The 26,161-nt window shown below is 29.6% G+C and carries 20 protein-coding genes; 10 read left to right on the forward strand and 10 right to left on the reverse strand.

All coding sequences use genetic code 11. The features are described from left to right. Window positions 1-591 precede the first annotated feature (591 nt). A complete protein-coding gene (locus Q1A46_RS11380) occupies window positions 592-2,436 on the forward strand; it encodes a tetratricopeptide repeat-containing sensor histidine kinase (protein WP_299678374.1) in 1,845 nt (614 codons plus the stop codon). Then, a complete protein-coding gene (locus Q1A46_RS11385) occupies window positions 2,429-3,106 on the forward strand; it encodes a hypothetical protein (RefSeq protein ID WP_299678376.1) in 678 nt (225 codons plus the stop codon). The genes Q1A46_RS11380 and Q1A46_RS11385 overlap by 8 nt, the downstream gene beginning before the upstream one ends. Before the next feature lie 813 nt (window positions 3,107-3,919). Here the strand turns inward: Q1A46_RS11385 and Q1A46_RS11390 are convergent. The 3 genes from Q1A46_RS11390 to Q1A46_RS11400 form a co-directional block, all read right to left on the reverse strand. Beyond that, window positions 3,920-4,249, reverse strand: a complete 330-nt coding sequence (locus tag Q1A46_RS11390) for a hypothetical protein (protein ID WP_299678378.1) — start codon at window positions 4,247-4,249, stop codon at window positions 3,920-3,922. Between the two features lie 347 nt (window positions 4,250-4,596). Further along, window positions 4,597-5,283, reverse strand: coding sequence for a LytTR family DNA-binding domain-containing protein (locus Q1A46_RS11395; protein WP_299678380.1), 687 nt, complete (start codon window positions 5,281-5,283; stop codon window positions 4,597-4,599). After that, complete coding sequence (locus Q1A46_RS11400; RefSeq protein ID WP_299678382.1) at window positions 5,280-6,248, reverse strand: sensor histidine kinase; 969 nt, start codon at window positions 6,246-6,248, stop codon at window positions 5,280-5,282. The genes Q1A46_RS11395 and Q1A46_RS11400 overlap by 4 nt, the downstream gene beginning before the upstream one ends. 187 nt (window positions 6,249-6,435) lie before the next feature. On the opposite strand from Q1A46_RS11400, the gene Q1A46_RS11405 reads away from it, so the two are divergent. Beyond that, window positions 6,436-7,326: a thioredoxin family protein gene (locus tag Q1A46_RS11405; protein ID WP_299678384.1), complete on the forward strand. Its 891-nt coding sequence runs from the start codon at window positions 6,436-6,438 to the stop codon at window positions 7,324-7,326. 6 nt (window positions 7,327-7,332) lie between these two features. Next, window positions 7,333-7,713, forward strand: coding sequence for a DUF1573 domain-containing protein (locus tag Q1A46_RS11410; protein WP_299678386.1), 381 nt, complete (start codon window positions 7,333-7,335; stop codon window positions 7,711-7,713). Between the two features lie 27 nt (window positions 7,714-7,740). Here the strand turns inward: Q1A46_RS11410 and Q1A46_RS11415 are convergent, their stop codons facing one another. The 7 genes from Q1A46_RS11415 to Q1A46_RS11445 form a co-directional block, all read right to left on the reverse strand. Beyond that, a complete protein-coding gene (locus Q1A46_RS11415) occupies window positions 7,741-9,510 on the reverse strand; it encodes a DNA mismatch repair protein MutS (protein WP_299678388.1) in 1,770 nt (589 codons plus the stop codon). A 9-nt stretch (window positions 9,511-9,519) separates the two neighbouring features. Beyond that, window positions 9,520-10,638: a DNA helicase PriA gene (locus tag Q1A46_RS11420; protein ID WP_299678390.1), complete on the reverse strand. Its 1,119-nt coding sequence runs from the start codon at window positions 10,636-10,638 to the stop codon at window positions 9,520-9,522. Between the two features lie 25 nt (window positions 10,639-10,663). Next, window positions 10,664-11,776: an SPFH domain-containing protein gene (locus tag Q1A46_RS11425; RefSeq protein WP_299678391.1), complete on the reverse strand. Its 1,113-nt coding sequence runs from the start codon at window positions 11,774-11,776 to the stop codon at window positions 10,664-10,666. Window positions 11,777-11,897: 121 nt separating this feature from the next. Next, window positions 11,898-12,644, reverse strand: a complete 747-nt coding sequence (locus Q1A46_RS11430; RefSeq protein ID WP_299678393.1) for a succinate dehydrogenase/fumarate reductase iron-sulfur subunit — start codon at window positions 12,642-12,644, stop codon at window positions 11,898-11,900. A 10-nt stretch (window positions 12,645-12,654) separates the two neighbouring features. Continuing rightward, window positions 12,655-14,670 carry a fumarate reductase/succinate dehydrogenase flavoprotein subunit gene (locus Q1A46_RS11435; protein ID WP_299678395.1) on the reverse strand — a complete coding sequence of 672 codons (2,016 nt, stop codon included), beginning with the start codon at window positions 14,668-14,670 and terminating at the stop codon, window positions 12,655-12,657. A gap of 12 nt (window positions 14,671-14,682) precedes the next feature. Further along, entirely contained in the window at window positions 14,683-15,345 is a 663-nt protein-coding gene (locus Q1A46_RS11440) for a succinate dehydrogenase cytochrome b subunit (protein ID WP_299678397.1), read from the reverse strand. 264 nt (window positions 15,346-15,609) lie between these two features. Continuing rightward, entirely contained in the window at window positions 15,610-16,407 is a 798-nt protein-coding gene (locus Q1A46_RS11445) for a LexA family transcriptional regulator (RefSeq protein ID WP_299678400.1), read from the reverse strand. 301 nt (window positions 16,408-16,708) lie between these two features. On the opposite strand from Q1A46_RS11445, the gene Q1A46_RS11450 reads away from it, so the two are divergent. The 6 genes from Q1A46_RS11450 to Q1A46_RS11475 all read left to right on the forward strand — a co-directional run bounded on the left by Q1A46_RS11450 (window position 16,709) and on the right by Q1A46_RS11475 (window position 25,995). Continuing rightward, entirely contained in the window at window positions 16,709-20,350 is a 3,642-nt protein-coding gene (locus tag Q1A46_RS11450; RefSeq protein WP_299678403.1) for a hypothetical protein, read from the forward strand. A 155-nt stretch (window positions 20,351-20,505) separates the two neighbouring features. Then, entirely contained in the window at window positions 20,506-22,461 is a 1,956-nt protein-coding gene (locus tag Q1A46_RS11455) for a hypothetical protein (RefSeq protein WP_299678406.1), read from the forward strand. 4 nt (window positions 22,462-22,465) lie between these two features. Beyond that, on the forward strand, window positions 22,466-23,500 hold the full coding sequence (locus Q1A46_RS11460; RefSeq protein WP_299678409.1) for a hypothetical protein: 1,035 nt from the start codon (window positions 22,466-22,468) through the stop codon (window positions 23,498-23,500). A 3-nt stretch (window positions 23,501-23,503) separates the two neighbouring features. Continuing rightward, window positions 23,504-23,968: an SMI1/KNR4 family protein gene (locus tag Q1A46_RS11465; protein WP_299678412.1), complete on the forward strand. Its 465-nt coding sequence runs from the start codon at window positions 23,504-23,506 to the stop codon at window positions 23,966-23,968. A 548-nt stretch (window positions 23,969-24,516) separates the two neighbouring features. Further along, window positions 24,517-25,356, forward strand: a complete 840-nt coding sequence (locus Q1A46_RS11470; protein WP_299678415.1) for a hypothetical protein — start codon at window positions 24,517-24,519, stop codon at window positions 25,354-25,356. A gap of 3 nt (window positions 25,357-25,359) precedes the next feature. After that, entirely contained in the window at window positions 25,360-25,995 is a 636-nt protein-coding gene (locus Q1A46_RS11475) for a hypothetical protein (RefSeq protein WP_299678418.1), read from the forward strand. Window positions 25,996-26,161 lie beyond the last annotated feature (166 nt).

Genomic DNA, 26,161 nt, shown 5'->3' on the forward strand with positions numbered 1-26,161 from the left:
TTCGAGGGCCTCAGGGAACGATAATGAGAAGCTGAAACAAGTTCAACATGACGATTTTAAAAAGAATTGGTAGCTGAGCACAGTCGAAGCTAAGAAACAGATGAGGATATGCTCAGTTTGACATAATATGTCATTTAATAATGACAGTAAAATTGACATTTTTGTTTTATTAATTAATAGTAAATTAACTTTTGTAAGTGTTTTTTTGTCAAATAATTATGATTTAAAACTTTGAAAGAGTTTAAAAATGATAAATAAACGTTAAATAAGGCATAATTATTGTTATATATAAGTGAGGTCGATTGTTAGTGTATAAAAAATTGCGACTTTTGCGTATCTACAAGAAAAAAGCTAAATTTAGAACGCTAACATATATTATTATTAATTTTTAAAAAATACAGTGTATGAAAACTTTTACTCACAATTTACAAGCAACAAGTATTAAATTTCCAGGTGGAGATGGTGTTTCTGGAGACGGAGGCGGTGGAGATGATGGAGGACAAGGTGGAGATAAGTAAACATTCATTTATACTTTACAATAAAATAAAAAACCATTATTTTTGAAAATAATGGTTTTTTATTTTCGTACCGATGATTAAACAACTACTATTATTACTGTTATTACTACCTTTTTTTATTTTTTCACAGGATTATAATAATAAGTATGATTCTGTAAGAAATGTTATTATTGAAAAAGGAAGACAAGCTTATTTTGATAAAGAATTAGATAAGTTGAAGGAAATTACTAATGAAGTTTTAGGGATTTACACACAAAATAAAGATTCTGTTCTATTAGCAAAATACTATCATTTTAAAGCTTTACAAAGTAAATTAGCATATAAAAATGACAGTGCTTTTTATTATTATCACGAATCTAAAAATATCTCAAAAAAAATAAAAGATTCCTTACAGGCAGGTAGACGTTTATTAAGTATTGCTATTTTACAAAAAAACATTAAAGATTTTTTAGGTAGTGAAATTAGTTCGATTGAAGCTTTACAATATTTAGAACCAATACAATCTGTTACGTATTTAGAGCGTGTTTTTAATAATTTAGGTACAGTCTCAAAACAATTAAATCAACAGGATGAAGCTTTGGATTATTACAATAAGGCTTTGGATTTAAATAAAAGAGTTTCTAATAATATAGGTTTTTTAAATATTTTAAATAATATAGGATTACTTTATCAAGAAGAAGAAAAGCATAAAAAAGCGATAGTTTATTTTAAAAAAGGATTAACCTCTTTTAAAGATACAAAAGAAAAATATCCTGCTGAGTATTGTTTATTATATGAAAACTTAGCATTTAGTCATTACAAATTAGGTAAAAAAAAATCAATAGTAGATCGTTTTGAAGAAGTATTAAAAATTAGAGAGAAAGATGATAATTTGAGAAGTTTAAGTACTACACATTTAAATTTAGCAGAGTTTTTTAAGGAAGAAAATAATTATGTAAAAGCAAAATTTCATGCTAAAGAAGGTTTAAAATTTGCTACACAAACACATAATAACGAACGTTGGCTAGAAGCTTTAAAAACACTTTCTGAGTTAAGTACTGGTAATGATTCCAAAAAGTATTTAGAAGAGTATATTACATTAAATGATAGTTTAATTACTCAAGAAAGACAATTAAAAAATCAGTTTGCAAAAATTCGTTATGAGACTGATAAAAAAGAAAAAGAGAATACATTTTTAAAAGCAGAAAACGAGCAACGTGTTATCGAGGTAGAGAAACAACGACAACAAAAAATTATTGGTTGGCTGGTGGCTACACTTAGTATCTTAATTTTAGCATCTAGTGTCTCTTTCTTTTCTTTCCGTAGAAAAAAATTATTGTTTCAAGCACAACTACAAAAAATAGAAGCTCGAGAAAAGGAACGACGACAAATTGCAAAATCTTTACACGATGAAGTGGCTGGAGATTTACGTTTGTTACATTTAAAATTAGCACAAACAAGTTTATTAGCAGAAGCAGAAAAATTAGAGTTAGTAAAAGATAATGTGCGTAATTTATCGCACCAATTAAGTAGTGTAAGTTTTGAGAAAGTAAACTTTACCGATCAGATTATTAATTTAATAAGTGATTATTTTGCTCCGAATTTTATTATTAGAGCACACGATTTAAAAAAGATTAATTGGGAAGAGATAAATAATTCTATTAAAAGAGTGTTGTATTTAAGTATTCGAGAGAGTATTCAGAATTGTGAAAAATACGCACAAGCATCGAGAATGGATATCAGTTTTAAAGTCCATAAAAAATCTGTATTTTTGGCAATACAAGACAATGGTATTGGTTTCGATACTACAACTTCTAAAAAAGGAATTGGGTTACAAAACATGCAAGAACGTGTAGAAGAACTACAAGGTAAGCTTACAATTTCTAGTGAAGTTCAAAAAGGAACCAGTATAGAAATCCAAGTTCCGCTAAATGCCTGAAACAACTAAAATATTGATTGCTGATGATCATCAGCTAATTATAGAAGGAATACTTTCATATCTTAAAGGAATAGATAACTTAGAAATAGAAACTACAAATTCGTGCGACGATGCCTATGCTAAGATTAAAGTAGCCTTAGTAGATGAACCTTTTCAAATATTATTTACAGATTTAAGTTTCGATAATACAGATGAAACCTGTAAAATAGATGGAGGTGAAAGTTTAATAAAAACTATCAATAGAGAAGAAATTCCAATTAAAGTAGGTGTAATTACAGGACATTCTGAAACGAATAGAATTTTTAATGTTATTCAGAACTTAAAACCATCTGCATATTTATTAAAAGGAAAGTGTAATACGAACGAATTAAACTTTGCTATTCAGAAAATGTTAGCTGACGAAGTGTATTATACACATGAAATTCATCAGAAACTTTTAAAAAGAGCACTAATAGAAATTCAAATGGATGATGTTGCAGTTCAGATTTTAAAAGAACTTCCGAACCATCCAAAAATTAGTAATCTAGAAGGAATTATCACCAAAGATGATGGTAGTTTTTTAAAGATTCGTTCTATTGAAAACAAATTAGCCAAATTAAGAACCGATTTACAAGCCAATAATAATACCGATTTAGTTTTGAAAGCTAAGGAGTTAGGTATTTTAGATTAACCCACTGCGGAAATCCACATTTTTGGCTACATATATCCCTTTTCAGGATCTTTATCTCTTAATTACTTTTGAATCGAATTAATCAAATAATTCACAAATTTTGGGAAGAATTCCTGGAAAAGATTAGAAAGAAGAATAGGCCCTTTAAGCAAAAGCTTAAAGGGTTTTTTTATGGGTAAAAACTAGATAAATATAAGTGTACATAAATCCACATTTTAGACTGCGGAAATCCCCTTTAGTAAACTGTGACCTTGCTATATCTTTGCAGTGTGATCATCATCGATGTAATAAAGAGGGTGAAAACATTTAGGGGATTATATGAGAGGTTGATCACAAGTCAACCTCTTTTTTTTTCGAAAAATAGCATTGCGGAAATCCACATTTTAGATTACAGATATCCCTTTTTACAGGAAAATATACTTAAGTACTTTTGAATAGAATTCAATAGACAATTCACCATTTAGGGAAGAATTCAAGGAAAAGATTAGAAAGAAAAATAAATTACCTTTTAAGTTTACTTAAAAGGTTTTTTTGTGGATAAAAAAGCAGTGTTGCATAAATCCACATTTTAAATTGCGGAAATCCCCATTTATAAATTGTGACCTTATACTATATTTGTGATGTGATCATCATCGATGTAATAAAGAGGGTGAAAACATTTTAGGGGATTATATGAGAGGTTGGTCACCAAAAATCAACCTCTTTTTTAAACAGAACTTACTACTTATTCTATATAAAAAAAAGAGACTAGTTACTTTATTGAACGAGTCTCTTTTTAAATTAAATAAATTTATATTTCGCTTTGTTTATTTCTTACTTTAAGATAGTTAAAGGCATTTTATAAGTTTTACCTACAACATTAGCTTCTGTTGTAACTACTCTATAGTTTAATTTATTCTTTACGTAAGCATCAACATTAGTGTTATCAGAATTAACAGTTAAAACGATGATTTCACCTTTGTTGTTAATAGTAAACTCAATAGAAGTATTGATATCTCTTTTATAATCGAAATCAGCTTTTCCTAAAAGTTTAATAATCTCAGTTCTTAATTCAGCTTTAACTGCTTTTACTGGTTTGTCGTTGTTAGCAAATGCTGAAAAGTTAATTAATGTTACTACGATTAATGTTACTAGCTTTTTCATTGTTCTGGTTTTTTTTCGGGTTTTAAATAATTTTTTTTATTAAATTTTGATACTCCAAAAGTAGTTCAGCCTTCTTTATTTTTGACTATCAAAAATGTTAATAAAACGTCTATTTTAAGGTGGTTTTTGTTAAAGTTCTCTAAAAATTAACGTTTAGAAAACATTGAGAAATAATCAGTAAAAATATATTTTTATTGAATAATAATTAATAAAACCCTTTAAAAAGCCTGTTTAAATATTGAATATTTAAAATAAAAAAATAAAAAATTTAAAAAACACTGTTAATTTAAGGTGTTTTTTGGTGAAAAAATGGACGTCAGATTTGTGCGTGAAGTTTAAAATTTGTGTCAATTTTCAGGATTAAATTTCATCATGAAATTTGATTTAAAAGTTCTTCCTATCGGGATACTAATTTTGTTTATTCCAATTTCATTTCCAGATATTTTATCAATATGGTTTACATTAATTATATATGACTTGTGAATTTGAATAAAATACTCAGGAAGTTTTGTTGTCCAGTTTTTTAAAGAATCGATAAAAACGTATTTCTTTTCCTGAGTTATAAAGGTTAAGTAATTTCTATCAGATTCTATATATAATATCTCATGAAGTAAAACTTTATGTAAAGTTTTATCGATATTTAAAAATACACTGTTATTGGGTTCGGCTTCTATTTGTTTTACGCGTTGTTCTATTTTACGAATTGCCTTTAAAAAACGATCGAAAGAAAAAGGTTTTACTAAATAATCTACAATAGTTTCTAAATCAAAACTATCTAAAGCATAATCTGGATAAGCTGTAGTGATAATTATAAAAGGTGGATTGATTAATGTTTTCATGAAATCAATTCCCATAATATCAGGTAAGTTAATATCTAAGAAAACAAAGTCGACAGTATTTGTTTGTAAAAAACGGTGAGCTTCTTTTGCTGTTTGAAAACTAGCTAATAATTCTATGTTTAATGTTTTGTTTAAAAAACTCTTTAAAATCTTCTGAGCAGGAAGTTCATCTTCAATAATAATACATGTAATCATATCAACTCTAATTTTAAAGAAACAAAATATGTTTTTGACTTATCTATTTTTAAAGTATAGCGATTTTCATATAATAGATTTAAACGTTTCTCCATATTCTGTAAACCTATACGTTGATTCATATTGTTTTCAGAAGTTTCATATTCATTTTCACAAGTACAGATTAAATTTCCATTATTTACTTCAATAGTAATATGTATATCACTATTTGTAGTACTATGTTTAAAAGCATTTTCTATTAAAATGATTAATAATAATGGAGCAATATTATATTGAAAAGATTTTATCGATTTGTGATAATGTACTTTTTTAATTCCTTCAGTTCTAATTTCTTGAAAGGCAATATAATTATCGATATAATTTAATTCTTTTTCTAATGGAATAAAATCAGCATTACTTTCATATAAAACATGTTTTAAATTTTCAGATAATTTTAAAATTAAATCTGGAGTTTCTTCAGGCTTTTCTATGGCGTAAGAATATACTGTGTTTAAGTTGTTAAAAAGTACATGCGGATTAATTTGAGATTTTAAAAACTTTAATTCCATAGCGGTTTTCTCTTCTTGTGCTTTTCGAATTTCTTCTTCTTTGCTTAAATATTTAAATAACAACCATATAAAAGAGAAAAAGATAAGCGGAACTATAGTTTGCCATAAGTAATTACTTAAACATTTCATTATAGTACAACCACAAGAAGTAAATACATTACAGTAAAATTGTGTTGCAAAGAAAGAAACTAAAGCAAAAAGTATTGCATATAACAAATACCATTTTCGCTTTACAAAGAAAGGAAGTAAAAAGAAATGATTCGTGTAAACTATAATTAATAGTATAAATACATATTGTAAAAAAGGATTTTCAGACCAATAATATTGTGAAAAAACAAATAGAGAAATAAAACAAAAGAGCGTCCAAAAAAGTAAATGAACAATTGTTTCGGTGATATGTTTTTTAATCATTTCCATATGAACAGATGAAAATACATATTAATATAACATTTCGCAATGCAAGCGTATAAAATGCATAAATGTAGGTACGAAATACATAAACTATTAAAAAATAGTTGTTTGTACTTGTTTTAAGGTAGAACGTTTATTTCATTTTTTATCACTTTTAAAAGCGTGTATGTTTGTGAAAAACAATGTGTTAATTATGAAAAAACAGATCCTAATTTTAATAAGTTCTTTTCTTTTTTATGTTGGTTTTGCTCAACAAACAAAAGGACTAGTTACTAATGAAAAAGGGAAATCTATGCTATTAGGAAAAGTAAATAGAGCTTCTTTTAATCATGAAGATCTTAATTGGTTTTCTAAAAATTACGATGCTTATTTAGCTAACGATAAAATTATTAATCTTTTAAAAGATGAACTTCAATCATATAAAATAAAAGTGTTTTTTGGTTCATGGTGTGGAGATAGCAAACGTAACGTACCTGTTTTTTTAAAGATTTTAGATGAATCGAATCTACCAAAAGAGCATATAGAAATTATTGCTTTAGATAGAAAAGATGAGGCTTATAAACAATCACCAAACAGAGAAGAAAAAGGGTTAAATATTCATCGTGTACCAACTTTTATTTTTTATAAAAACGGGAAAGAAATTAATCGAATTGTAGAGCATCCAAAAGAAACTTTTGAGCGTGATGTATTAAAAATAGTACAAGGAAAAAAGTATGTTTCAAAATACAGAGCTGTTGAATTGATTGATACATTATTACATACGCAAAAAGACAATTTAAAAACGCAGGAAAAGCAATTGATTAGTTATTTACCAGAAATAGCAGAAGGTGTAAAAGAATTAAACACTTATGGTTTTGTAAAACTCAGCGCTAATGAATTAGAAAAAGCACAATATGCCTTTGAATTAAATGCAAAAGTTTATCCTAATCATTACGTAACACATTTTAGTTTAGGAAAGTTTTATCATCGGGAAAAGAACTACAAAAAAGCTTTACAATCACTTTACAGATCTTTGAGTTTAAATTCTAAAAACGAAAAAGCAAAAGAGTTAATAAAAGAAATAGAACATCACACTTTAAAATAATAAATTATGAACGTAAAAATCACATTAGTATTCGTGTTTTTATTCGGAATGCTATTACACAGTCAAGAGTTTAAGTTTGAGAAAGAATTAATTAATTATGGAAAAATAGCTCAGGGTTCCGATGGAGTACGAGTTTTTGAGTTCACTAATATTGGTGATGCTCCATTAATTATAAAACATATTAAATCTACTTGTGGATGTACAGTTCCACAGAAGCCAGAAAAACCAATTATGCCAGGAGAGAAAGGGAAAATAGCAATTTCATACGATACTAAAAGACCAGGGAACTTCTCTAAAGCAATTACTGTGTTTTCTAATGCAAAACAAGAACGAAAAATGCTAAAAATAAAGGGGTTTATAGTTACACCAGTAAAAGCAGTACAATAGTGCTGTTTTTAATATAAAGATGGAGGTTTAAATAATTTCCATCTTTTTTAATAAAAAGCTAGCATTCATATTTTCACAGATTCCTTTTTTAAAAGTGTAGTCAAAGAAAAGTTCATCATTAACAATTTCTGCATCAAAATAATAGTTCTTCACTTCTTTTAGTTCGTTCTGTATTTCACATAAGCTTAAATCATGGGTAGCAATAATTCCTGTAGCTTTAGAACCAACTAACTTTTCAACAAACTTTTTAGAACCTATGGCTTTATCTGTACTATTTGTTCCTTTTAAAATTTCATCTAAAATGATAAAATAAGAAGTAGTTTCAATCTGATCTACAATAAATTTTAATCGAGTTAATTCTGAGAAAAAATAAGAACTATCATCAGTTAAAGAATCACTAGTACGCATACTTGTAATTAACTTTATAGGCGAATATGTACAAGAAGAAGCACAAACAGGTAATCCAATATTAGCCATAACAATATTTAAAGAGACTGTACGCAAAAAAGTACTCTTTCCGGCCATATTTGCACCTGTAACAATAAAAAATTGCTCTCTGTTAATTAAAATATCATTATCAACCCTTTTTTCTTTTTTTAGTAAAGGATGTCCTAGATTTTTCGTGTCTAATATAGTTGCATTATTACTTAATTCTGGATAAGTATATTCTGGATGATTGTATGCAAAATTTCCTAAGCTATTGTAAGCATCGAAAAAAGTGACAGTTTCAAACCAGTTTTCTACAGTGTTTTTATAATTCGAAATCCACTTTTCAATACGTAAAGTGTTTTTTATATCAAGTAAAAAGAATCCGTTTCCTAAAATAGCAATAAGAATGTTATTTCTGTTATCAAGTGCATCTAAAGCTCTAGAAAATGCTGAAAAAATTAGTGAAGCTTTCTTTGTTTCAGATTGAATGTTTAATTGCTTTTCTTTTAGTAAACTGCTTGTAAAAGATTCGTTTTCTATTTCATTCAGTAAAAACGAATATTGACGAAATGTGTCTTTTACCTGATCTGAATTTTGAGATACGGCATTTATTTTTTTTAAATAACGACCAGTAATTCCTAATCCTAAAGACATCCAAATAAGTATAAATGTAGAGCTTATAAAGTTTAAATACACTCCAATAAATAAGCTTACAGATATTGTTGAAAAGATTATAGATATCCATTCCATTTGAGAAGGAATAAAAGACGTATAGTTTTTAAGCCATTGAATAATATTCTTTGCTGAAGTTTCTACTTTAATTAAACTAGAAATAGCTTGATAGTTTTGACGCCATTTTGGTTTAGATGCTAGTTCTTTTACAGCTTGCTGACGTACATCTATATGATTTATATTATTCGCTTTTAAAATGTCAGCTAGTTTTAGCGTACTTTCTTTAATGTTTGTTCTATTTATAAACTGAAAGAATGAACCTATGCCAAATAAATCTATATCTAAACTATAATAGTGCTTCGGATCTTGAAACTCTATACCAGTTTTCTTATCATGAAATGCACCCGAAATAATTTGTAATTCATCTTTATTAATCTCTTGTAAAGCTCTTGCAAGTTTTAATTTGTCTTTTGCTTTGATATTTTTCAGTATTAAAAAAGTAAATACACTGACTCCGATAATAATTAATGGGATACTAACTTTCCAATTATCTCTAAAGAAATATAAACTGGTAATTGTAAAAAGAAAAACTAAAAACCTTAGAATGCTTATTTTAGAAATCAGAGTATTAAAATCTTCTACTCGCTTATTATGTAATTCTAGTTGTTCTTTATAAAAAGGTATAGGTTTTTTCATTAAAGTCTTTTAACTGTTTGCCATTGCGATAATTATTCCAATAATGGTAACTGCAAAAATAATAGTAAAGAATATCTTCCAGAAAGAATAAGGACGTTTTCCAGAAATAGCTCCCGATTGCCCATTGATGTAAAAATAATACTGTTTATTTTTATAACGATACGACGATATATATATAGGAAGTAGTATGTGTTTAAATGTTTCATCTGATAGATTTATATTTAAACTATGTATTCTTTGTGTATCTCCACCAATATCTCTTTTCGCCCAACGATTGGCAATTCTATATGCTTCTTCTTTAGATTCTAAGTGTCCGTTATTAAGAGAAATCGTGTATTTTTCTGTAATGAATCCAGCTAAATATTTAGAATCAAAAGTTTCTAAATATCGAAGGTTCCAATTGTATACTTTATAAGGAATTTTGTTTTTATGTTGACTAGAAGCATTAATTAAAGTATCATCAATAAAACCGCTAATATCTCCAGAAGCATAAGACCAATCTGTTTTTCGAACTCTTCTAGTTTTGGTAACTCGTTCACCATTTTCGTAAGCAGTATATCTTTCATCCTCATAGTAATAATCGCCTCTTTGTCCAGTGTACTTTCCGTAAAGCTGCGCATCAAATGTCCAAAAAGGAAGATATAAACCTTTTAATCTATGTGGCTCTAAAGAAGTTTTTTTTAAAATATTTGGAGCAAACCAAAGACTTTTAATCCATTTTTGAAAAATAGCTACCGATTTCTCGTTTGAAAAATGAAAAGGCAGAATAGCTCCAGGCAAAATCCAATCTTCTTCATAAGAATCTTCTGTGATTAATGGTTCTGAGCAATAAACACAATGTAAAGATTTATAATTTTCTTCAACATGTTGATTGGCTCCACATGATTTACAATTTAATAAGCTTATTTTTTCAGTATGAGACAAAGAGCCCATCTGTTCTAAATAAGGATATAATTCTAATTCCTGAAACTCTGATATAGCTTCAGAAATTACTTCTTCATGTCCACAATAATCGCATTTTATATGATTAGTTCCAGGATTATAATTTAAAGAGGCACCACAGTTTACACAAGCTTTCTTATGTTCTGTTTGCTGTATTGTCTCCTGATGTTCTGAGTGATCAGTCATTAAAAATTAATAAAGTTTGGTTTTCTTATGCGTTTGGTAATGGTGGAGGTGTAGAATTTAATAAACTTTTTAAATTTGGTATAGTTTGAAGCATCGACCAATTAGCCATTCCTTGAGTCCAAACTAAAGTTTCTGGTCCAATAGTATTATTTGCAATTAAACTTGCTAAAGTAGCTTTAGGAACAGGTCCTATTTGTTGATTGTTTACAGCATAAAAGTAACTTTGGTTGTTACTAGGAATTGGAGGAGGAGTAGATGAATTATTAGAGTTTGATTTATTAGAGAATACATTAGCCATTTGTTGAGCCATAGCAAAGCCCATTCCCATTCCCATTCCTTCACTAGCTGTTGAAGTATTGTTTGCAGCTTGTTCGATAGCTTTGGCTGCTTTAAATTTAGTTAGCTGGTCTAAATCGATTTTATTTAGCCTACTATATTCAAAAATTTCTTTCTTTAAATTTTCTGGCATAGAAATGTTTTCAATAAAAAACTTTTCTATAGATATCCCAACAGATTCAAATTCTGGTTGAAGAACTTTTAAACATGTTTCAGATAACTCAGTAGTATTAGCAGCGTACATTTCTATTGGTAAATTAGCTTCTCCAATAGTATCTGTAAAGCGGGTAGAAATCAAACTTTTTAAATGTTCGTTTATTTCGAAAGTGGTAAAATCATTATCTGTACCAACGATGTTTTTTATGAACTTACCGGCATCAAGTATTTTAAAAGTATAAGTACCAAATGCTCTAACTTCAACAAAACCAAATCGGTTATCATTTAGTATTATTGGATTTTTTGTTCCCCATTTTTCATCTGTAAATAACTTAGAATTTATAAAGTATACCTCTGCTTTAAATGGGCTATTAAAACCGTATTTCCAACCTTGCAAAGTAGATAATATAGGTAAATTTTCAGTGTTTAAAGTATATCTTCCAGGAAGTAAAACATCAGCGAGTTCTCCTTGATTAATAAAAACTGCAATTTGACTTTCACGAACAATTAATTGTGCATTGTTTTTTATTTCATTTCCATAACGTTCAAAACGATATGCTAATGTATCATTACTATTGTCAATCCACTCAATGATATCGATAAATTCATTGCTTAATTTCTTTCTTATTTCGTCGAAGATTCCCATTTAAATTTTTTTGATGTTATTTCACTAATATAAGTATAACTTTGGATTCAGTTGTTACAACCTAAAAACAAAAAAACTCAAGTATTACTTGAGTTTTTTTGTTTTATATAAGAGATATTTTTTATCCTTTTAAACTAGCTTTTAAGAATTCTGAATTCATTCTTGCAATGTTTTCTAAAGAGATTCCTTTCGGGCATTCTACTTCACAAGCTCCTGTGTTAGTACAGTTACCGAATCCTTCTTCATCCATTTGTTTCACCATGTTTAATACACGATCTGTAGCTTCAACTTGTCCTTGTGGTAATAAGGCGAATTGAGAAACCTTAGCAGAAACATATAACATTGCAGATGAGTTCTTACAAGTAGCAACACAAGCTCCACAACCAATACAAGTAGCTGCATCGAAAGCTTTATCTGCATTTTCCTTATTTACAGGAATAGCATTTGCATCTTGAGTATTTCCAGAAGTATTTACAGAAATAAATCCACCAGCATGTTGAACTCTATCAAAAGCCGATCTATCAACAACTAAATCTTTAATTACTGGGAATGCTTTAGCTCTAAATGGTTCGATATAAATTGTATCACCATCTTTGAATTTACGCATGTGTAATTGACAAGTTGTTACACCTCTATCTGGTCCGTGAGCTTCACCATTAATATATAAAGAACACATTCCACAAATTCCTTCACGACAATCATGATCAAAAGCTACAGGTTCGTCACCAGTTTCGATTAATTGTGTGTTTAAAACATCTAACATTTCAAGGAAAGACATATCTGGCGACACATCGCTGATACTATAATCAACCATTTTTCCTTTATCGCTAGCGCCTTTCTGACGCCAAATTTTTAACGTTAACTTCATAATTCTTTCCTTATTTGTATGAACGTTGTTTTAATTCAATATCGTTAAACTCTAACTCTTCTTTGTGTAAAACAGCATCTTTAGGTTCACCTTTGTATTCCCAAGCAGCTACATAAGCAAATTCTTTATCATTACGTAAAGCTTCACCTTTTTGAGGGCCATCTAATTCAACAGATTCTTCACGGAAGTGACCTCCACAAGATTCTGTTCTGTTTAAAGCATCTTTAGCAAATAACTCTCCTAATTCTAAGAAGTCAGCTACTCTTCCAGCTTTCGCTAACTCTTCATTAAATTCATTTGCTCCACCTGGAACTCTAACATCACTGTAGAATTCAGCTCTTAAAGCAGAAATTTCTTCGATAGCTTCTTTTAAACCGTGTTCGTTACGAGACATTCCAACTTTGTTCCACATGATTTTTCCTAAACGTTTGTGGAAATAATCAACAGATTTTGTTCCGTTATTGTTAACAAATTTGTCTATTGTAGCACGTACACTCTTTTCCGCCTCATCGAATTCAGGAGTTTCCGTAGAAATTGGTCCTGTACGAATATCATCAGCTAAATAGTCACCAATTGTATATGGTAATACGAAGTATCCATCAGCTAAACCTTGCATTAATGCAGAAGCTCCTAAACGGTTTGCTCCGTGATCAGAGAAGTTAGCCTCTCCAATAGCATATAATCCTGGAACAGTCGTCATTAAGTTATAATCAACCCAGATACCACCCATTGTATAGTGAACCGCTGGATAAATCATCATTGGAGTTTCATATGGATTCTCATCAACGATCTTCTCATACATTTGGAATAAGTTACCATACTTATTCTTCACAACTTCCTGACCTAATTTTTTAACTAAAGCAGCATCGTTTACATTTAAACCTTTAATAGTTGCTTGCTCTTTTCCGTAACGCTCAATAGCAGAAGCGAAATCTAAATAAACAGCTTCACCTGTTGCGTTAACTCCGAAACCAGCATCACAACGCTCTTTAGCTGCACGAGATGCAACATCACGTGGAACTAAGTTACCAAATGCAGGGTAACGACGCTCTAAGTAATAATCTCTATTTTCTTCAGCAATTTGTGTAGGCTTTAAACTTCCTTCACGAATTGCTTTTACATCTTCCATTTTCTTTGGAACCCAAATACGACCATCATTACGTAATGACTCTGACATTAACGTTAATTTAGATTGATGATCTCCTGATACTGGAATACAAGTTGGGTGAATTTGTGTGTAACAAGGATTTGCAAAGTAAGCTCCTTTTTTGTGAGCTTTCCAAGCAGCTGTTACGTTACTTCCCATTGCATTAGTAGATAAAAAGAATACGTTACCGTAACCTCCAGTTCCTAATACAACAGCGTGAGCAGAATGACGCTCAATTTCTCCAGTAACTAAATTACGAGCAATAATACCACGAGCTTTTCCATCAACAATTACAACGTCTAACATTTCGTGACGGTTGTACATTTTGATTTTTCCACGACCGATTTGACGGTTCATTGCAGAATAAGCTCCTAATAATAATTGTTGTCCAGTTTGTCCTTTAGCGTAGAAAGTTCTAGATACTAATACTCCTCCGAAAGAACGGTTATCTAATAATCCACCATAGTCACGAGCAAAAGGTACACCTTGAGCCACACACTGGTCGATAATATTTGCAGATACCTCAGCTAAACGATAAACGTTTGCTTCACGAGAACGGTAGTCACCACCTTTTACAGTATCGTAAAATAATCTGTAGGTAGAATCTCCATCTCCTTGGTAGTTTTTTGCAGCGTTAATTCCTCCTTGTGCAGCAATAGAGTGTGCACGACGTGGAGAATCTTGAAAACAAAACGCTTTTACATTATATCCTAACTCAGCTAAAGTTGCAGCAGCAGAACCTCCTGCTAAACCTGTACCAACTACAATTACGTCTATTAAACGTTTGTTCGCTGGGTTAACTAAGTTGATTTTATTTTTATGATTAGTCCATTTATCAGCAATAGGACCTTTTGGTGTTTTTGAATCTAAAGTTGCCATACTTAAATTGTATTAGTGGTGATTGAAATGGTGAACTAAAGCAATGATGATAAACCCTAATGGTATACCAATTGCATAAACTTTACTAAACGTATTCAATCCTTTAGTATATTTATTATTTGCTCCTACTGATTGAAAAGCAGAATTAAAACCATGTAATAAGTGTAATGCTAAAAACACAAAAGAAAGCACATATACACCTACTCTGATAGGATTTTCAAACATGTGAACAACATGAGTGTAAAAATCCTTACCAACTTGGCTTTTTCCATCTATATATTTTTCAACCATTTCAGGAACCCAAAAATCATTTAAATGGAATATTACAAAACCTAATATTGCTAAACCACTCCAAATCATGTTTCTACTCATCCAAGTAGAGTTAGCCGCACCATTATTTTTTGCATACTTAACTTCACGAGCACTTTTATTTTTAATCTCTAGTACAAATCCCATTACAAAATGGAAAACTACACCGAACATTAAAACAGGCTGTAATAAGTACTGAACAGCCCAAAAGTTACCCATGAAATATGAAGCATCATTAAAAGCTTCAGGGCTAAAAACCGATAAAATGTTAATTGCAAAGTGTTGTAGTAAAAAAACCATTAGAAAGAGTGCCGAAAGTGCCATGGCAAACTTTCTTCCTATAGAAGATTTTAATAATCCGCTCATTATTTTTAATTGTTGAATGAAATAATTACTAGCAAAGTTAAGATCTAAGTAGTATTTGTACAAGGATTAAATATTCTTTTGTTTTATATTTAGAATGGGTTTAAATAGAAGACGAGATGAATTTTACAAAATTTTGTTGTTTTTTTTATTAAAAATTCATTTTTTTTGAATCAAAAATTTTTATAACAAAAAGCTTTAATTTTTCTGAGATTAGAATAGCTGAAAAACAAAAAAATATTCATTGAAAATTATTAATGCTTTTTTTTAGTTCTTGTTGTTTGCTTGTTCTTGTAATAAGGCGATTTGAGTCTCTAAATCGTGAAGACGATCGTAAATATCCACAGGTTCTGGCATTTGTTTAGATGCATACATTGTAACATACCAAACTTCCATAATTTCATCAGCATTTATAGTGTAAGTAGGGTAATTCCCTGTTTTATTATCACTTTTTAATATTAGTTTACCTCTTTCTGATATTCTATTGATCACACGCTTTAGTACAATTCCATCATTTTTACTAACAATTATATATACTCTTCCGTCTTTTATATCTTGTAAATCTTCAACATATTGTCCGAACACTAAATCACCATCAAAAAAAGTTCGAACCATTGAATTTCCTTGAACTTCAAAACATCGGAAAGATCCATGACGCAAGTGAGGCATATGAAAAGAAGGTAGGTTTTGAATATACTCGGAATCTCCATAACCATTTAAATAACCAGCACGAGCTTGCGTAGGAACAAAAACGATATTTTCATCTCCTGAAGAATTCGTAGCAACAACTTTTGGAGTTCCGCTATAATTACTATTTGGAACATCGTCATATAGCATAATATCACTTTTACCAAATAAATAATCTGGGTTAATATTAAACTCATTGATGATTGATGTTAATACATCATAACCAGGTTTTGTTTTTTTACGACTACCATCTGGTTGCGGACGACCATTTACAATACTATCTACAGTTGTTCCGGTTACACCAATTCTTTTAGAAAACGACAAATTATTTAATTTGTGAAAATCTCTTATTTCTGCTATTTTTTTTGAAATGTCCATCTTTCCATTTTTTTAACATATGATTAAAAATAAAACATTTGTTTATTGTGTAAAATGTTTGTATTTTTGTCCTGTGTTTAAATGCAAATATAATAAAATTTAAACATATGTGGAAAAGTTGCTAATTCTTTAGAGGTTTTAACTTGTTATAAGTCATTTTCTTAATACCTCTGTTTTTAAAATTCACAAATATATTTTACTGGTTTAAACTTTATGTTAGTGTTGTTTACTGTTAAATAAGCAAAACAAGAATGTGATATATGCTCTTGTAAAGTTTAAGAATTATTAAAAAAAGATTTAAATGGAAAAAAAGCCAATTACATCAAACCTTTTTAGGTTTGTGACATTGCGTTCGCCTCAATTAGCAGACGAAAGAAAGAAAGATGTATTATTTGTATCGTATCCTGAAGGAAAAGAAACAGAAAGTTTAGCTCACAGATCAGTTGCTGGAATTCAACAAGAAACTAAAAGATTAGAAGCATTACAGAATGCGTATCAATCTCCAGATTTTAATGCTATAGAAAACAGGTTAGAAATCAGAAAAACATATGGTAAATTATATGATTTTTCTAATTGGTTAATGCGAAATAAAAACTACTTAAGTGCTGTAAGTATAGAAGAAAATTTACAGACAATCTTATTTAGCGGTTCGCAAACTTCTGATGCAACACCTGTGGTTTCAGATATTATTTTAGATGAAACCGAAGAGATTATATTATGGAATAATTTATTTTATCAAACGATCCATAAAAGTTCTACTTCAGTTCGTGAAGCTTTAATTCAGTTGTTAATAACTAATCGTTTTTTAATCGCATTTAACGATTTTGCTAATAGTTCAGTTTCATCAGTAGATTCAGATGGAGAAATTGAGTTTACAGAAGAACAAGCAAAAGAATTCCGATTTAGAGCAAATGCTAGTGTAATTGTTCCTAAAGAAGTTTTATACTCACCAAAGAGTGATATTAGATCGTTATCAACAAAAGGAATGACAGCTAGTCAATCAGCTTTTTTAGAAAAAACGGTTAAGGTTGATTTAGCTAAATCACGATTAAAAACCTACGAAACAGCTTTACAGGAAATTAATAAGGCAGAATTAGTTTATAACAAAGAAGAAGAAAAGAAATATCAAGAAGCAATTGATGTTTATGAGCAGCAAATAAAGGAAATAAAGAGTCAGCCTGTAATAGATACAGTTATTGATCCAGTAACAAAAGAAGAGTCTCAAATAGAAACTTATCCTGGTTTAAATGATGTTGCTATAGGGTATATAAAGTCTAATGAAATTATTAGATATCCAGAAGGTGTGGTTGCTAAACCTAGTGAATCTGAAGCTAAAATTACAGCTCAATTATCTCAAGAAACTCAAGCTTTAATAAATACTAAAGACTTTGAGTTGTATGATACTTTTGCAGAAATAAAAGTAGGATTAACTAATAAAATCAAGAAAGAGAAGGAAGTTATTTTAAATAATGTATCTGAAGCTTCTGACGTTATTATTGGAGGTGAAGTGGTTAGTTCTAGAATGACAAGTGTAGATTTAGATAAGAGTTATGTAGGGTATGTTGATAGTGATGTTAACGATCTTTCTACACTACGTCTTACTTTTTACACTTTAGGTTCAGAGCAAGTTACTGTTGAAGATGCTCAGTATGCTATTACGAATAGTGATAACGATAATGTGATTTTTTCTGGAAGATCTTTTCAGAACTTATCTATTTCTGATAATGCCCTGTTAAATGTTAGATTATTTACAGATAACAAAATAGCTTTATCAGAAACAACGTATAAGTTAAATGGTGAGTTAGCGTTGAGTAACGGTCAGATTTTAGTTTTTGAAAACGAAAGATTTATCACTATCAGTAGAGATGAGGATGGTTTCTTAACATCTACAGGAATAGAAGGTCAATTCACGCTTAGAGGTGAGGCTGATACTCCAGATGGATCTGATTCTGGTAGTGCAGAAGAAGGAACAATTTTCGGAGTTTCTCAATTAGGTATTGCAGATTTTAGACGTGTAGAGCAAGAGGTTTGTTGTTATGTTCCAGGAGAAGTTTCTCATATTGAAAATATTATGGCTCGTGAGTACAAAGAGAAAAGTACTCGAAATTTAACATCATATGAAAGTACTACAGAAGAAAGTTCTGAAAGAGAAGCAGAAGTTTTAACAGATACGACTTCTACAGAGCGTAATGAATTACAAAGTGAAGCTTCATCTATTGTAAATCAAGATACAGCGTCAAGTTTTGGAGCTAATGCTAGTGTGAGTGGTGGTCTTGGAACAAAGTTTAGTTTTGGTTCTAACTTTAACACGTCTTCAAGTAATTCTATTTCTAAGTCTAATCGTCAAGCACAAAATTATGCTCAAGAAGTTACAGAACGTGCTTTAGAGCGTGTGGTTGAAAAAGTAAGTAAAAAACGAACAACTAGAATTCTTAAAGAGTTTGAAGAAAATAACACTCATGGTTTTGATAATAGAAAAGGAGACCAACATGTAACAGGTGTGTATCGTTGGGTAGATGTTATATACAAAAATAAATTAGTGAACTATGGTAAACGTTTAATGTATGAATTTTCAATACCAGAACCAGCTAAATTTTATATTGATGGATATTTAAAAGGTGAAAAAGGAAAATATATAAATGGAAGTAATTTAATTGCCCCTGTGAAACCTATTCACCCAAAAGAATTAAAAATAATGAGTCTTTTGGAGAATGGATTACTTAAACCATCTGATTTGAACAGAGAGAATTATCAGATTATTGCGGCGAAATATAATGCATATGTACCATTAATTCCAGAAGATGAGATTATAGTTAGTAAGTCGTTTTCATATAATATTCCTGATACAAGAGATGATGAATGGGATGAGATATTTTCAGAGAATGAAGATGTAGAGATCCCTGAAGGATATGAAACTAAAAAAGTAAAAGGAGTTATTACAGTAAATAATAGAGAGACTGGTTTTCAGACTTCTTTAGTTGCTGGTGATACAGTTATATCTAGTGGTGTAGAGCGAAATATGCCAGCTTATAAAGGTTTTTTCCCTGTTTCTTATTCTGTGTATGGTTATCATGTAGGTAGTGTCCATTTTAAAATTACTTGTGGAATATCTGATGAAGGAATTACTGAGTGGCAAAAAGAAGCTTTTAAAGCCATTATGGATGCTTATAATGAGCGTGTTGAAGAGTATAATGATTTTGAATTAGGTAAAGAAGTAAGTGTTGAGGAGAAAGAAAAACAAAGAGAATTTAGTTCTCAATTAAATAGAGGTATAGAGAAACGAGAGTTAAAACGTATTGCTATTGATTTAATGACGGCTCCTTTTGAAGATAAGTTCACGGTAAGTCAAAGTCATTATAAAAATAGTATTACGACTGTTAGTAAATCTCAAGAATTAGATAATCATGCTGCGGTTGTTAAGTTTTTTGAACAGGCTTTTGATTGGGAAATAATGGCGTATACTTTCTATCCTTACTTTTACAAGAGTAAGTTAAAATGGGGTGAGAATTTTGAATTTTTAGATACTAATGATCCTATTTTTAAAGCATTTCTACAAAGTGGAATGGCTAGAACTGTTGTTCCTGTTCGTCCAGGTTTTGAAGCTGCTGTAAATTGGTTTATGAATACAGGGGAATTATGGAATGGTGAAGGTATAGTTACCGATACAGAGGATGATTTATATGTTTCCGTTGCAGAAGAAATGTTAAAACCTGATGGTGAAGTAGAAGGTGTTTGGGAAACTCGAGTACCTACGGCTTTAACTATTTTACAAGCAGATTCTGTTGTGTTAAAAGAAGGAGGTTTGCCTTGTAATCCAAATTGTGGTGAGTATAGTCAATTTAAATCTAGTGATTATAAATTAGGAGATGAAGTTGCTACTCCAGAACCTTCTCCAGAAGGTGTGGATTTTGATATCGTTGGTGAAACGAATACGGTACAATAACCTAATTAGTTATAGGTAAGTTTTGAGTGCTGTCTAAAAGTATTTTAGGCAGCCTCTTTAATAAAATTCATTGTTTTTTAGAAATTATTTAAACCTCATTTTTAAAATTAGGTTAGTATTTCTATGGAATCAATTTAAAGAAAAAGGAATATAAAATGAATGCATACGAATATGGTATAAAGCATTTCAAGTCAAAGTTTCAGCCGGAGTCTAACTGTGTTGTTTTTAATAATTTATTAAAGATTGTTGGAGATGATGAAGAAGATACATTAGAGTTAGACGATAGTTTTTTAGAAGAAAACTCAAGAGAAACTTTTGTACAAGTGTTTTCAACCGGAAATAATCAATACAAAAGAACAGAAAACTCCAAAAGATTAAGTGTAGATACAGTTGAAAGTTATTTGCTTCCGAATTTTTACGCAATAGAAGTTACAGAAAACATCGTCGTAGAAAATCTTAGTTCAACTATTTTAAAAGTAATAGCTTATCAAGAGGAATTATTTGTTAAGGTAGCAATAGGAACAGAAATTACAGAAGAGTTAGAAGTAGAAATAATAAAAAAAGAAAACAACATTCCTTCTCCTACTGTTCCAAAAATTTTTGCGATTCCAAATATTAAATTAAGGAAAATTGTAGAAAACAATTCTTTTTCTGTGGTGTTCTTTTTTACTGAAGATGGAGCATTATTAGAAGATGCTTATGCTCGAATTAAAAATGTAGCAGCAAATGAAATTATTTTTTTCTTGGAAAGTGATAGTTTATTTAATCCTTTGTCTGTGGTTAGGGTAAAAACAGGTAAGGCTATTCAAAAGAATATAAACTTACCATATAAAGAGATAGCAGAATTGGCAAAGCTTTTTAAGGTGAAAATAGATACTAAAGAAGTAGAGAAAGTTTTTGAAAATCATTTTAACAATAAAAGTTTAGAAGAAATAAATAGTAAAATTTCATCTTTCTATGAGGTTGATAGTTTTATTATAGAAGGATTAGGTGAATTTCTTAGTGGCCTCTTAGGTAATCCATTAGTGATTATTGGAACTAATGTTATTCCTGAATTAAAAGCTGATGCTAATAGGTGGAAATATTTTGATAAAAAAGGTGAAAGAAATGTAGATTTTGCTCCAATTTTCCCTGGGTTTGAAAAGTTTTTAGAGGTAAATGAACCTAAGGTAAAAGAGGGGAAATCATTAGATTCAGAACTAGACTCATTAAAAAATGATTTAAAAAATAAAATTGACAGTATTCCAAATGATGGATTGAGAGATTTTTTAAATAAAAAGATAGTCTTTGTTTTTAAAATGACAGATGAAGTCAAAGATTTGTACAATAGCTTTAGCAAGTTGTTAAGTAGTAAAAGTGTTTTTATCTTTTTAAACGCTTTATTTATAGGGATATATAATAGTATTGTAGATGCTATTGCTGGTATTATAGCAATTATTGGTCATATTTTAAATATTCCAAAGTATTTAAGTGATGATAATACTTTGTCTTTTAAAACTATGATAAGAATTGGTTTTGAAATGTTAGAAAATGCTTTTGAAGCTTTTCTACTTTTATTTTCTTCAGCAAATCTTAAAAAAATATCAAAAGGTTTATTAAAAGTAGGTAAAGAGCTAGTTGCTTTTTTAAATAATCCAGAAGCTATACTTTCTAAATTATCAGACGGTGTAGATTATGTAGCAACAAAAGTAGATCGAATAGGTTACGGTATTGGTTTTGCGATTGGTTTTATTATTGAAGAGGTAATTACGGCTCTAGCAACAGGAGGAGCAAAAACAGTAAGCCAAGCTTTTAAGTTAACGTTTGATGGACTTACGAAACTGTTTAGTAGTGTAAGACAAGGAGCAAAAATAGTAGTAAACTCTCCAACTAAATTTATACAGGCTTTAGGTGAACTCTTTCAACAATTAAAAAAAATAGATGTAGCCAAAATAATGGATGCGTTTCTAACTTGGGTAAAATTAGTGGTGAAAACGAGTGGACAATTGGCAGAAGAAGCCTTTGAGCGTTTGTTTAAAAGTGCGTCTGCTAAAAGGAAAATACGAAAGTTAGGGTATGCGCCTACCAGTGTTAAGGATGATGTTATTACATTTTGTCCAATTACCCGATAAAACCATGAAAAAACTATGGTTTTATGTCTTTTATTTGTGGGAGTACAAAAAAAGACGAAAAGAGAAGGTTCTTGTTTTTTTAGAAGAAAACAATTTAAAGTTAGTTAAGAAAAGAGATACTTCTATTGTTTTAGGTTGTTTTAACCAAGCTGCATCAGTTAAAAAAAAAGGTAAAATTGATTTAATGGATGAGCAGGGTAATATTTTAGATTCTGGATTGTCTGAAGCTGAAGTTCCTAAAAAGATGAAAGAGTATGAAGATGCGGCTAAAAAAGAAGGTATTTCGACTAAGGAGTATTTGAAAAAGGTTGCTGAGAGAAATAGGAGAACAAAAAAGAGAAACTCTTTAAAGAATCCAAGAAGGTTGAAGGAATTTAGAGAAGATTTGGATAATTTTTTAAGAGAGAGACGAGTATTGAGAGAACATTATAGGTTAAACAAAAATCAATTATGGAGTGATTTTGTAGAAGCTTTCGATGTTAAGCATTTTAGTAATATTGATAATTTAAATTTTTTTAATAGGATAGTTAATAAATATCCTCAATTAGCTAGGTTAGATGATGTTGGTAGAGTTATACCAGATAGAAATATTGCGGAATTTAAAACACAATATTTAAAAAACAATGAAATATTCGAAGAGATAACTGAATTAATACATTCAGGAAAAGGAAATAAATATCCTGATGATTTTATAAGTGTTCATGATAGGCCTGAATGGGTTAAATTTCAAGTTGGATCTACTAAAAAGGTTGAAGGAAAGATTATATTTATAGGGGTGAAAGATGTTAATGGACAAGTAAGAAAAGGAGATAGTGAATTGAAATATGTTTTTCATTTTATAAGGGATCATTTACGCAGTGCAGATGAATTTATTGTGGAAACAAAAAATATATTTATAACATGTACTTCATGTCAACAGGAATTGTTAATATTAAAAAGATTTGTCGAATCTCAGAATAAGACTTTGAAATTAATTGTTTACGGAGATGAAAGTATAAAAGGAGGGCGCGAATTTGCTGATAATTTATTAAACAAATAAAAAATGACTATTGAATATTTACAAAAATTTGAAGAGAATAAAGATAAGTTTAAATATGTAAAAACGTATCCAACTCAAGGTTGTTCGTTGAATGAAATAAAAGTTTTAGAAGAAAAACTAAATAATGGAAATCCTTTCCCTAAAGTGTTTAGAGAATTTTTATTTATCGGAGGAGAAGTATCTTGCCTTCCATTTAACATGAAGTTTAGTTGGATGGAAAGAGAAACTAAAGATTGTTTAGCGGGTTTAAAAAATAGAGGTTTGAAAATAGATAGGCCTATAGTTGTATTTAATCAATTAGATTCTGAACAATATAGTTTTATCTACTTAGATGAAGGAGATGATCCACAACCATGGAATTGTTTTGCTGTAGAAGATGAAGAAACTATTTGGAAATCTCCTTTTAATACTTTTAAAGATCTGATAGAAGTATCAGTAGATTTAGCTTTAGAAGGAAGAGGTTTTTAGGTTTTAAACACTTAAAAAATGTAGAATATATTTCTTAATAAAAAACAACCTCGTCTTAATCTTAATAGACGAGGTTATTTTTATTTAATACATTTTATAATATTTTAACTGTAAAATGTTTTTTTATTTGTAATATGTTTGTATATTTGTGTTGCTTATTTAACAGTTTAATAAATATTACAGAGAAAAAGAATACTTGATTAAACTAAATCTAGTTAAGAAAAACGAAAAAGAAAGAATCAAGTTATTGCGTATCTCTGTTTGTTTAAAAAACAAAATCTAAAAATTAGTTTATTCTAATAGTGTAAGTTTTGATGTTAAAAAAAACATTTTTAGAATGTTTAACATCAAACTTTTTTGACTACAAAAAACTATGAAAATCAGTAAATTTTTTGGCTGCAAATTAATCAAGTGATTGTATTGTAGTAAGAGTTAGTTTCTGTTATGGAGGTTAATTCGATTATGTATGCTAATAAAATCAATAATTTTTTATAGAGATTATTGGGGCTTGTTATGCATTTCAATTTCGTGAAAATAAAATTAAAATAATGAAAAAAAGTAAAGAAGAATTAAAAAGTTATTTCGAAAAAGGAGATAAACCAACTCAAGCTCAGTATTCAGATTTAATCGATAGTTATATCGATGCTAAACAACCAGCAGGGGAAGCTAACAGAGAGTTCAGGATTGATGAAAATGGAGAAGTTACTGTAGTTTCAGAAAAAGTAATTCCTGAATATACACTTTCTGATATTACAAACAATAAACTATCGTTATTAAAAGATGGGGTTGCTGTCAAAGAAATTGATTTAACAGATTCGTTTTCAACAGTAGTAAGTGAAAGGCCTACAAATTTGTCTTTTTCAAATTCTTTATCTGGAGGATTAATAGAATCAAGTACAGGGCAAAATGCATTAATTCCTATAGCAAATAAAGATAATATGGGATTAATGAAAGCTAATTTTTATGAAGAAGTAGATTTTACTCCTAGGCTTTTTGCAAAGGAAAGTATTGAGAATGAATACACTTCTAGTTTATCTATTGGAAAAGCTGTAAGAGTCGGTAATCTAGTTCATTACGATTTAACTATAAAGAATATTGTTGATCCTGTAGATATCACAGGTGAAGGATTTTACATAACAGGTTTACCTTTTTCAAATATTAAAATAGGGAGTACCTATTCTAATAATAGTAATATACTAAGTTTTAGAGCAACCACAATAGATTCTGGTTTAGAAGCTAATGATTTGAGGGTTTTTATGTTGTTGGATAGGTTGCTTATAGTTAGAGCTGATAATTTAGAAAGAGTTTCCGGTGTTTCTTTTAATGGAGGTGTTAGTTCCAATGATATAATAATTTCCGGTACATATATTACTAATTCTAATATCTAATAAATGAAAAAGACAAAAGAAGAATTAAAAAGTTATTTCGAAACAGGAGATAAACCAACACAAGCTCAATATTCAGATTTAATCGATAGTTATATCGATGCTAAACAACCAGCGGGAGAAGCTAACAGAGAGTTCAAGATTGATGAAAATGGAGAGGTTTCGCTAGTTTCTGCTGGTTTAGGAGGAGGGCTTCCTGTTGATTTTTATGAGGAGGTAGATTTTACACCTAAGTTTTATGTTACTTCTCAAGATGAATATACAGTTGGTTCAGCGGTAGGTAAGGCAGTAAGAATGGGAAATATTGTTCATTTTAATATTAAATTACGACAAATTAGTGATCCGAGTAATATTAATTCCGGAACGGGGAATTCTGGAGCTTATATAAAAGGTCTCCCTTTTCCTAATGATGAATCCGGAGTTATGTATACAAATAACACAACAATAAATTATTTTGCAGCAACAAGTGTTGAGGCTGGAGTAGACCCTAAAAATATACAAGTTATTTATTGGGGGAATATTTTACTTATTGTCGATGCTGTTACAAGCCAAAGAGTAACAGATATATCTTTTGATGGAGGAACTTTTGATTCAGATTTAGGTATTAGTGGGTCTTACATTACCAATGTTTACACTCCGTAATTACTTATAAAAACAACTCAAGTTTAAGTTTTAAACTGATTGTTTATAAGTAAATAATCAGCAATATCACAAAAAAATAAATCCCGAAATCATGTTTCGGGATTTTTATTATGTTAAAATTAAACATTTTACAAAAAAAACAGTAAAAAGTTTGTGTAAACTAAAA

It is taken from the genome of uncultured Tenacibaculum sp., assembly GCF_947502995.1.
Classification (GTDB): domain Bacteria; phylum Bacteroidota; class Bacteroidia; order Flavobacteriales; family Flavobacteriaceae; genus Polaribacter.